The organism is Pedobacter terrae, assembly GCF_036946585.1.
In the GTDB taxonomy this organism is placed as follows: Bacteria; Bacteroidota; Bacteroidia; order Sphingobacteriales; family Sphingobacteriaceae; genus Pedobacter; species Pedobacter terrae_C.
Genome location: NZ_JAQIIV010000014.1, coordinates 113805 through 125359, shown reverse-complemented (window position 1 = coordinate 125359; position 11555 = coordinate 113805). Strand labels below are relative to the sequence as shown.

8 protein-coding genes are annotated in these 11555 nt (G+C 39.8%); 6 read left to right on the top strand and 2 right to left on the bottom strand.

From position 1 onward, the window contains the following. The first annotated feature begins 50 nt into the window (after window positions 1-50). From PGN18_RS17005 to PGN18_RS16985, 5 genes are all read left to right on the top strand, one after another. The gene (locus PGN18_RS17005) at window positions 51-509 is read left to right on the top strand and encodes a type I restriction enzyme HsdR N-terminal domain-containing protein (RefSeq protein WP_335320801.1); all 459 of its coding nucleotides are present in this window, start codon (window positions 51-53) and stop codon (window positions 507-509) included. Between the two features lie 762 nt (window positions 510-1271). Then, entirely contained in the window at window positions 1272-2825 is a 1554-nt protein-coding gene (locus tag PGN18_RS17000) for an alpha-L-arabinofuranosidase C-terminal domain-containing protein (protein ID WP_335320799.1), read from the top strand. After that, window positions 2806-3003, top strand: coding sequence for an alpha-L-arabinofuranosidase C-terminal domain-containing protein (locus PGN18_RS16995; protein ID WP_335320798.1), 198 nt, complete (start codon window positions 2806-2808; stop codon window positions 3001-3003). Before PGN18_RS17000 ends, PGN18_RS16995 begins: the two co-directional genes overlap by 20 nt. Before the next feature lie 23 nt (window positions 3004-3026). Then, on the top strand, window positions 3027-3275 hold the full coding sequence (locus tag PGN18_RS16990; protein ID WP_335320800.1) for an alpha-L-arabinofuranosidase C-terminal domain-containing protein: 249 nt from the start codon (window positions 3027-3029) through the stop codon (window positions 3273-3275). Between the two features lie 16 nt (window positions 3276-3291). Then, window positions 3292-4830, top strand: coding sequence for an alpha-N-arabinofuranosidase (locus PGN18_RS16985; protein ID WP_335320797.1), 1539 nt, complete (start codon window positions 3292-3294; stop codon window positions 4828-4830). Window positions 4831-5326: 496 nt separating this feature from the next. On the opposite strand, the gene PGN18_RS16980 is transcribed toward PGN18_RS16985, so the two are convergent. After that, on the bottom strand, window positions 5327-7690 hold the full coding sequence (locus PGN18_RS16980; protein WP_335320796.1) for a beta-L-arabinofuranosidase domain-containing protein: 2364 nt from the start codon (window positions 7688-7690) through the stop codon (window positions 5327-5329). 502 nt (window positions 7691-8192) lie between these two features. After that, complete coding sequence (locus tag PGN18_RS16975; RefSeq protein ID WP_335320795.1) at window positions 8193-10271, bottom strand: hypothetical protein; 2079 nt, start codon at window positions 10269-10271, stop codon at window positions 8193-8195. A gap of 306 nt (window positions 10272-10577) precedes the next feature. Between PGN18_RS16975 and PGN18_RS16970 the strand changes: the two genes are divergently transcribed. After that, a complete protein-coding gene (locus tag PGN18_RS16970; protein WP_335320794.1) occupies window positions 10578-11432 on the top strand; it encodes an alpha/beta fold hydrolase in 855 nt (284 codons plus the stop codon). Window positions 11433-11555 lie beyond the last annotated feature (123 nt).

Sequence of the window (11555 nt, the reverse complement as noted above, 5' to 3'; positions counted from 1 at the left end):
GAACTGCCAACTGTAAACTGCCAATTGCCAACTGTAAACTGCCAACTGAAATGTTCACCCCTACCCCGCTTAATCTTCCTCCATATCCCTTTAAAATCACCAGAAAAGATGATGTGCTTTTTATTTTCGATGAGTTAAGGAAGAAACACCTGGTGCTTACACCAGAGGAGTGGGTACGTCAACATTTTATCCAAAGTTTGATTTTGGAAAAGAAATTCCCACGGACATTGATCCAGATTGAAGGTGGTTTGGTGTTAAACCAACTGCAAAAACGAAGTGATATTTTGGTTTACAATGCTGCTGGCGAAAAGTTGATGTTGATTGAATGTAAGGCACCAAAAGTAAAAATCACACAATCTGTTTTCGATCAGGCCTCGCGGTATAATTCCATACATCAGGCCAGATGGGTGGTGTTAACCAATGGCTTACAACATGTTTATGCGAAGATGGATACAGAAAAGGGCAGCTTTAAATTTATACCTGAAATGCCGGAATATCTGGCGCTTTAGTTAAGATTATTAAAATTGCAGAATAAAATCCGTCATTCCCAGCCGATCGGGAACGTAATGCGGTATCTGGGTCCAAATGATTGGATTACAGAGCCATTACTTATTTCGCTTTAAGATTCCCTTTTTCAAGGGAATGACGATTCTACCTAAAGAAAATCCATCATTCCCAGCTTGACTGGGAATCGTAATGCTGTAGCTAAATCTGCGAATAAGATTCCTTTGCCGTGGTCTGAGTCCACACTGACCACCTCTAAAAAACGACCTAACGCTCATTTTTCAATATCTTAAACCATATGAGAAATATAAGCACCATATAAGCTTATATTTACTACAATATCTTATAGGATAAAATTAGTTGGTTTTACAAAAAAGCAGTTTTCAGTTAAGGTTGCGGTGGGCACCAACCTTTGTTCATAAACCCGATTGAGCGGAATAGCCCACAGCGCAGCGAGGACTATAAGCGAAAGCGGGACTGAAGCTGCCAAGAACCTCAGAACGTTCATTTCCAAGAACCGACAAGAAACAAACCAATATTACTTCGCACCATGTGCCCACATGATCGTCAAAATTTAACCCTTAGTGCTGTTCATATCTAAAAAAAAATTAAATGTCTCTACCGTATCAATTTCCATTGCTTACCTATATTTTTCAATATGCAAGACTCTAGAATTACCAGGAAAATAAAAAAATAAATGTTCTTATGACGGTTATTATTTTAAATATTTTACTTTTACTTTGAGAATCTTCCAGATATTAAACCGTATGAAATTGAATTACCCTGTAAAAAGTATCTTTTCAGCATGCATCGCGTACGCTGCCGTCGGAATTGGATACACTACAGCCGTGCAGGCACAAACTGCAAAAGTTATAAAAGTTAAAACAGACCAAAGTATTGCCAAAGTGCAACCCAATATGTGGGGTGTTTTTTTTGAAGATATTAACTTTGGTGCCGATGGTGGTATTTATGCCGAGTTGATCAAAAACCGCTCATTCGAATTTACCAAACCATTAATGGGTTGGAGCATTCAGCGCAAAAAACAGCAGGAAGGCGAAATACTGGTGGTAAACCGCAAAGAAGTAAATACGGCCAATCCCAGATATTTACAGGTAAAAAAACAAACCGATGATTTTGAACTCATAAACGAAGGATTTAAAGGTATTGGTGTAAAAAAAGGATTACGCTACGATTTTTCATTCATGTACCGCCAATCAGCCCCGGGGGTTAAACTGGTGCTGATGTTAAAAGATGCGAACAATAAAATCATCGGTCAGGGGACTTTAACACCTGATCAAACCGGTAACGACTGGAAAAAACAATCAGCAAGTTTTACCGCTACCGAAACCGATCCAAAAGCTAAATTCTCTATTCTGTTTCAGGGAAATGGCAATATTGATGTGGATATGATCAGTCTTTTCCCTGGCGATACCTGGAAAAACCGTCCGCAAGGACTAAGAGCTGATATGGTACAGTTATTAGCAGATATGAAACCTGGTTTTATCCGCTTTCCTGGAGGCTGCATTGTAGAAGGTACCGACCTGGCCAACCGTTATCAATGGAAAAAAACCATTGGCCCGATTGAAAACAGACAACTGATTATTAACCGCTGGAATACCGAGTTTCCGCACCGTGTAGCGCCAGATTATTTTCAAAGTTTCGGTTTAGGCTTTTTTGAATATTTCCAATTGGCTGAAGATATAGGCTCTGATGCGCTACCGATATTAAATTGTGGTATGGCCTGTCAGTTTAACTCTGCTGAAGTAGCCGAACTTGACGAACTGGATCCTTATGTTCAGGATGCCCTGGATCTGATTGAATTTGCCAATGGCGATGTGACCACCAAATGGGGAAAAGTGCGGGCCGATTTAGGTCACCCGAAATCTTTTAACCTGAAAATGATGGGTGTAGGAAACGAAAACTGGGGACCACAATACCTGGAAAGGCTTGCCATTTTTACCAAAGCCATCAAAGCTAAATACCCTGATTTTAAACTGATCAACAGCTCTGGTACCGATCCGGAGGGCGACCGCTTTAACTTGCTAAACACCACGCTAAGGAGCAATCATGCCGATTTTATTGACGAACATTACTATCGCCCTGCCGATTGGTTTTTAAAAAATGCAGGCCGTTACGATAGTTACCCGCGCAATGGCTCGAAAGTTTTTGTAGGTGAATATGCGGTGCATGCCGATGGCAAAATTGAAGGCAGCAATAGAAACAATTGGGAAAGTGCCTTGGCTTCGGCATCATTAATGACAGGGTTGGAACGCAATGCCGATGTGGTACAAATGGCTTCTTATGCCCCCACTTTTTGCTAATATTGATGCCTGGCAGTGGGCGCCGGATATGATCTGGGTAGATAATTTAAAATCGTATGGCACCCCTGATTATTATGTTCAGAAACAGTTTTCTACTAATAAGGGGACCGATGTGGTTTCGATTACACTTGATAATAAGAACATTATTGGTCAGGATGGACTTTACGCTTCTGCGTAACCGATCAGGTAAAAAAAGAACTTATCATTAAAATTGCCAACAACTCCGGTCAATCGCAGCAGATCGATTTCGACCTGGACGGAAAATTGAAGTTAAAAAGTAAAGCCACCAATGAGGAAATAGCCAACAGTAACCTGAAACAGGTTAACTCATTCGAAAATCCTGAAGCGGTAAGCCCGAAAAAAAGCACAGTTAACCTCAAAGGGAAAAAATTAAATATCGCGTTAAAACCTTATTCTTTTAACGTCATCAAAATTCCATTTACCAAATAGATTTAACGAGATCAACATGAAAAAATTCCTATTATCTGCAGCTTTATTCTGCGGTTCTATTTTAGCGCAGGCACAAAACGAAACCCAGCTTACCATTAAACCTGCAGGCGATCAAGTGGTGAGCAAACACATTTACGGCCACTTTTCAGAACATTTGGGCCGCTGTATTTACGACGGTTTTTGGGTAGATGAAAATTCGACCATCCCAAATAAAGGTAGAATAAGATTAGATATTGTAGAGGCGTTAAAAAAGATAAAAGTCCCGAACCTGCGCTGGCCGGGTGGCTGTTTTGCTGATGAATACCATTGGAGAGATGGCATTGGACCAAGAAACCAGCGACCAAAGATGGTCAACACCAATTGGGGCGGTGTAACTGAAGATAATAGCTTTGGTACACACGAATTTTTGGATCTCTGCCAGATGCTTGACTGCGAACCTTATATTGCCGGAAATGTAGGTAGCGGAACGGTTGAGGAAATGGCCAAATGGGTAGAATACCTAAATTTTGATGGCGTAAGCCCAATGACGGCCATCCGCAGCCAAAACGGAAGGGAGAAACCATGGAAAGTTGCCTTTTGGGGGGTTGGAAACGAAAGCTGGGGCTGTGGCGGCAATATGACACCTGCTTATTATTCTGATTTATACCGTAGATATGCCACCTACGCACGCAATTATCCAGGCGCTCCGCTGAAAAGAATAGCCAGTGGTGCTAATGCCGGCGATTATAACTGGACGGAAACCTGTATGAAAAATATTGGCGACCAAATGTGGGGACTAACCTTGCATTATTACACACTTCCAACAGGAAACTGGAATGCAAAAGGATCTGCTACCAAATTTGATGAGACACAATACTTCTCAACCATGAAAAATTGTCTACACATGGAAGAACTGGTAAGCAAACATTCCGCAATAATGGATAAATACGATCCTAAAAAGAGAGTTGCTCTTGTAGTTGATGAATGGGGGATCTGGACGGATGTAGAGCCTGGAACCAATCCTGGTTTCTTGTATCAACAGAATAGTTTACGCGATGCTTTAATTGCGGGTACAACCTTAAATATCTTTAATAACCATTCAGATAGGGTTAAAATGGCCAACCTGGCGCAAACTGTGAATGTTTTACAGGCTTTAATCCTGACCGAAAAAGATAAAATGATCCTTACCCCTACTTATCATGTTTTCGATCTTTATAAGGTGCACCAGGATGCCAAATATTTACCAATTGCCTTTACCAGCCCTGATTATGTTGTGGGTGATCAAAAAATCCCAGCATTAAATGTTTCAGCGTCGCAGGATGCCAGCGGTGCAATCCATATTTCATTGGTTAATTTAGATCCAAATAAAAAAATTGCATTGAGTACGGTTTTAGATGGCTTGAAATGGAGCTCAGTTACAGGACAGATTTTAACCTCGGCTAAACTTACTGATGTAAACACCTTTAATAATTTGAATAAAGTACACAATGCAAAATTTACCGGCGCCAAAAAATCTGGAAATTCGTTAAAAGTCGAGTTACCAGCGCAATCTGTCGTGGTTCTGGAATTGAAATAATATAACAACGAAAAGGAAACTTGGTTACCTATTACAAACGATGCTGTATCATGAGGAATAATTTATTGTATAAAAATCAATATGATTGACAACTAATTTTAATTAGGTAATAACCCTCGAGAGGTCGTCATCCCCAACTTGATCCGATAGCAATCGGATGGGGATCTTAATCCAAACGTATTAAGATTCCAGCATGCGCGAGAATGACGACCGACCTGGTAAATCCTGTTAATGGAAGATTCCCGAAATTTCGGAACAAGTAGTCTAACGACCACTTTAAATACTTAAAGGCATATCGACTGGCTCAATGTGACAAAATAGGAGAGTAATGAAACTTATGGACGATACAGCATCATTTCAGTTGATACTTATACGCTAACTCCATTTTTAGATCTGAAACACCCGTCTGGCCAGGCGGAAGTTCAGGATGACCGATTGCAACGGATTTAGTCATATCCAAGCGGTCTGTGCAAACACAGACCACTTGGACAAAAATTCACTTTACCAATCTTACTTCATATATATTGGCAATGGCTGATCCCTGATCGGCAACAAATTTCACTTCTAATTCTGCTTTCAACAGCGCTTTTGGAATAGGATATTCCTGCGTGTAAAAAACATCTCCCTTGCTTCCATCTAACTTTACGTTTTCAATTTTAACACCATTGATCAGGATCGCGAAACTTTTATCCTTTTCTTTTCCAAAATAGGTTAAACTGAGCTTGTTCCCAGATAAATCTTTGTTTTTTAGCACATAACTAAACCAGGCTTTACCATTTCTGAAATGCCTTTCCTGGTAGGTTCCATTATCAGTTTGTTCGCCTTTAAAATTGTGATCAGATTCAGGTTGCTGCTCGCCAGGATTAACCAAATCAACCGTTTTCTGTTCAATCTTCATCTTTTCTTCTTCAGCCAGTTTGATGGCCTTTGCGCGTTCCGGCAAAGCCTGTTCATTGCTGTAAGGGAAATAAACCACATACCGCTTTTCGGCTAGGGTGTAAAATGGAACCAATTTTAGCGATTTGTATCTGGGTTGATAAATGGCATTTCTGGCACTGAACGTTAAATTGTTTTTGTCAGTTAGCATAATTTCATTGGCCAACGCATTTTTTGGTCCGGTAACCAGTGGCGCATCGCTGATCGGGAATAAAGCACCAGAGGCAATATGCCCCATTCTGCTACCATCAGCAGTTAAATTAGGTTGATTTAAAGTATCTATCTCTGCAGCAAGTACAATTGGTCCACGCATAAAGGCTACCCAATCAGAACCATCTGGCATAAATTCAGTAGTGGTATGCATTGGCAAGGAAATATTAACCACATCGCGTGTACCCCAGGTACGATCGATACTGGCATAACCATTTGCTTCACTTTTAGCCGTTACCTTTTTTCCATTTACCGTCACAACCATTTTCCCTTGCGCTACCCAGGCAGGCTGACGGAAATGTAAGGCAAAACGTAGCTTGTTCTTGAGCTGAAGTTTAATCGTTGTTTTTTCCGCATCCGGGAAAAGGGTTTGCTGTGTCAGTTGAATACCTTTTTCTTTCCAGTTCAAGGTTGAAGGGATAAAAAGATTTACGAATACATCATTCGCACGGTGGGCATAAATCAGTTCTCCGTATTTACCATGGTTTTCCAATCCTGAGCCTACACAGCACCAGAAACTTTCCTGAGGATTTGAATAGGTACGGTAATGCCCTGGCCGCATCGGCGTAAAATATACAAAACCACCCTCTGGCCTTTGCGATGAGAGAATATGATTATAAAGTGTACGTTCGTAATAATCGAGATAAGTGTTAGAAGGAGCGGCTAGAAACAGCTCTTTCGTCAACTTTAACATATTGTAGGAGTTGCAGGTTTCAGGTCCCTCACGCGATTCTGTCATAGACGAAAAGTCATTAGCAGGATGAAAATGCTCCCTAACGCTATTTCCTCCAATGGCCACGGTTCTATGCTCCACCACCGTTTTCCAAAAGAACGCAGCTGCATCAGCCCAGGCGGCATCTTTATTCAACAAGGCAATCTGCTCAAAACCAATCACTTTCGGAATTTGTGTATTGGCATGTAGGCCATTAAGGGCATCCGTGTTTTTTAATAGTGGATTAAGCAGGGATTGATCCGAGAACTGTTTGGCCAATTTTAGATACTTCTGATTTCCTGTTATCGCATAAACATGAGCGAAAGTTTCATTTAACCCGCCATGCTCACTCTTTAACATTTCCTGTACCTGCTGATCAGACAAATTTGAAACGATATCTACGCACCAATCTGTTAATTTAATGAGCATTTGCTTTGCTTTTACATTGCCCGCAACTGCATAGGCATCATAAAGCCCTGCATAAATTTTATGGATATTGTATAAAGGCACCCACTTTCCATTAAGCGAAAAACTGGATGATTTAATATTGCCTGCTTTAATTTCTTTCCAGATTTCCTTACCACCCGGGATTCCAGCCAGATAACCATTTCCGTTTTGGCGCTGACATTTGTCCAACTCGGCAATCATATAATCTATCCGCTCCTTCACCTTTGCATCGCCGGTAGCAGCATACATTAATGATAGGGCCGACAGATAATGGCCACCGATATGACCGTCCAACCCCGTATTTTCCCAATTTCCGTAAGATTCTGCTTTTGGTTTCAGACCTGCTTCCCTTAAATAGGGCGCTAAAAGCCTATCTGCATCCAGCGACAATATGTACTTCTTATCGGTTTCCTGTGCCTGTTTAAAAGGCCCATCAAGCAAGCGGACTTCCGCTAAACCAAATGGCTGTAAGGCAGTTTGCGCGAATACGGTTCCGCATAAGGCGGTAAACAAAATGGCGGTAATTGTTTTTTTAATTTTTAAAAACTTCTTCATAACAATGATGATTGAACGCAGTTGGTAAGGCTTAGGTATTATATTAAAACTTTTAATAATTAAAATTATCGTTCGGTTATGCCTTCGATTGATCATTAAACCCAGGATAATGAATGGCCTGATGGATAATTTGAATGCTCATAACATTAATGGTTTAGTAAACCATCGGCTTAAGGATCATAACCAGCCGAAAGCAGCAATATTAAATTTGGTTAAATAAACGTCTTTAAGACATTTATAAAACGAAGATATAAAAACAATTGCCAATTACGTCATGATTGAAAAAAATCATTTAGTGTTGGGGATTTTTTATCAAACTCCAGAATATACTCACCAAAAAAAGAAATCAGCATTTACATAACTAACTGGTGTTACGCATGTAAATATTTCAATAGAATACAATAACCAACCTAGATTAACCATCATGCATTAGAGGAGTGAATGAGTCAACTTTATTATTCATCCATTGCAATCAGGAACAATATACTGGATCATCGCAAAACTACTCCAACCAAACCATCTGTGTAAAAGCACCATTGGTGGCCACATCCCAAACCTCTACCCTCACCCATTTACGGCCTTTTAAATCAATCTGCCAGCTAAAATCTTTTTTGCCAAAGGCCTGCGTTGTATTTAAATTGATCTGTTTACGGTATACTTCTTTTCCATCACCTGATACAATTTCCACAAAACTTAATGGAAATGTCCAGTTGAGCTGAATATTTATCCTTGCTTTTCCACTATGATTAACCTTCAAAGTCTCACCTGCACCTTTGCCTTCAACATTAAAACCTGGGATTAATATTTCGCCTGTTGAAACGAAAAATTTTCCTTTTTGCATTACATCTAAAACAGGCTGCCATCCATCAGCATAGTTGGGCACTTTATCCAGCTGCAAGTAATTTACGTTGAGGTGCGCATACATTTCATTCTGTTCAGTAATGGTAAAGATGTCGGCCTCAGAGATCACATGTTTCTTAAAACCCCAATTGGCCATATCATCCATCAGGTTTAATACCCTTTTACTTAAAGTGGGTAAAGAAAGATCAGCCGGAATAGCCTTCCACGCTGCCCCCATAAAGGTTTCTGATTTGAAAAAATCTTCTTCCTTATATTTGTCCGGATAACCCGTTGAGGCCTTTGTACGGGCATGGGCAGTCCAGGCTAATCCATTTTCCTGCTCCAGTAATTTAAGCATTTCGGACTTATTACTTACCCGATAAACTTTACCATATTTCGGGTCATTGCTTTCGAAAGGTAAGTCGTTTTTCCTCGACATGACCCAGTAAATCGGTTTAGGAAAAAATGCCAGCCAATGTCCGCCATAAAAATTATTGGCCTCTTCTCCCGGCAAAATAAGAAAATTGGGATCTGAAAGCCTTTTGGTTTGTTTAAACAGGGCATCTAATTCTTTTAACCGGGTAGAATCTGGTCCTTTAGGATGCCCCGGCCCATGAAATTCAGCTAATTTTACAATATTTAATCCGGTTTTCTTTAGTACATCAACAAATTCCGGTTGCTCCGGAACTGGTTTACCACTCAACACTACATCAGAGATAAACTCATTATGGAAATGGCTGGCCATTGTTTTGTAACCCGCCAAGGGTACATAAGTATCATTATGCGTAAACTTTTTAACTTCATTTAAAACCACACCTGCTTTCTCCATACTTAACAAACAGAAAAAATTGAGGCGTTGAGGGGTATTAGGAGGTGCATTAAACCAGGGCACATAACGTTTATCACCTAACGGATCCTGACGGATCCCAATCCCAAAATCAGAAACCAGGTTTAAATAATTGCTCCCTTTCCAAGTAAATTTAAGATTAAAAGCTTCATCCAAAGGATAAAAATATTGATGTGGGGCAGGAAAAACAGCTAAACTGCCTCCGCTATTTTCACCGATTACTGTTCGATATTTTACCTCTAAATTTTTACTTCTATCAGTTTTAACAACCTTTTCGGCTTGAAGATTACCTTTTACATCAGACCAGACTACATTAGCCCAGCTCTCTTCTTTGCTTATCAATCCGGCGTCGTACAAAATAGCAGTTGAATCCTTTTGGGTAGATACCACCGCAGCAACATTAAACAAGGGGCTTCCATTGTAAAGTGTTATTTCCAAATTACCGCTGAAATTTTCAGACTGTATACCGGCAATTTTAACCACTGTTTGCGTACCCCTGGTAAATACACTTGCACCCCCTTTTTCGAATTTGACCAGATTAGTCGTATAAGGCCGCGTGGGTACACGGTCAAAAAATACATCCCAACCCCCACTCTCAGGGCTTAAGGTACGTTTACCTACCCGCAAGATAAAAACAGGATCAAGATTTGCTGCGACTACTTTTAACGCACCTCTTTTACCCATCTCCAAACTGCTAAAAAGTGGTTTCCCTTTCTCCAGATCAAGAACCATTTTGCCAATTGCACTATTGCCAACGGGCCAGCTTAAAACCAACCCTTTTTGCCTGACAGAAACAGTCGCTCCATTAGGTTTAAAAGCTTTTAAATTAACCTGGGCAGACGCAATTAGAGAAAATATGCAGATAATAATAAAAAGTGGAAAGATTTTTTTCATCAGGAATACTTGTTTTCTGGTTAGTGTAGGATAGGCAAGATAATGATTATGAGCAAAATATGTGATTCTAAAACATAGACTTCAATTCTCACAAACATTTAATTTCCAATTGTAAAAACCCTATGTGCGTAAATTTCGTAATAAGAAAAACCAACAAGCATTTGACCGTTAAGGAATTACAGCATTAAAAGAAAATTAAAAAAGCCTATTCACAGATTATCCTGGTGCATTTTGTTCATTTTTTATTTTTTTATAAAAAAACCGTTACATTTCTTAACTTGATAAAGAATTTTAAAATCAGACACTTTGCACCCAACACTCATCAGAAATAATGTAAAAATACTTGGCGAAGGTAGCCAGGTACTGATATTTGCTCATGGCTTCGGCTGTGCACAAACTTCATGGAAATATGTTACAGATGCATTCCTTGAAGATTACAAAGTGATCTTATTTGATTACGTTGGCTCTGGTGATTCAGATCTCAGTCAATACGACCAAAAAAAGTATGCTACACTGGAAGGGTATGCCTGTGATGTAATTGATATTATACAGGCACTCGACTTAAAGGATATCATATTTATTGGACATTCGGTTAGCAGTATGATCGGCATGATTGCCGCCCAGCAGCTACCAGATGTGTTTAAAAAATTGATATTTATTGGGCCTTCGCCTAGCTATTTAAACGATGGCGATTATATCGGCGGATTTAGTGCTGATGACATTGAAACCGTTTTTACGCATATTGCCCAAGATTATGTAGCCTGGAGCAAACAGTTAGCGCCAGTACTGATGGACAGCGCTTGGAAACCCGAACTATCTGATTTTTTACAGGAATGTTTTGAGGCTACAGAACCAAGTGTGGCCCTTGCTTTTGCTATGGCTACCTTTAAAGCCGATTACAGAGATAAATTGAAACTACTCGAAGTACCGAGCCTAACGCTACAGTGTACAAACGATGCAATGGTTCCAATATCGGTTGGAGAATTTATTCACAAAAACGTGCCTGACAATTTTTTGGTAGTGATGAAAGCTACCGGACATTTTCCTCATGTTAGTGCTCCTGATGAAACCATCAGGGAAATAAAAGATTTTATCAGGGATGGCAGCTTAAAATCAGTGTCAAACCATACTCATACTCCAGAAAATTTTGTTCATCAATAACCTGTTCCACCAGAAAAGTATCCAAAGGTTAAAAGCCAGGGTTATAAATTAACGAAGCGTAGCATTTAATTGTAGTTATATGTGATAAATAACAGAAAGCGCAGATAAGTTTGAAAAAAACTA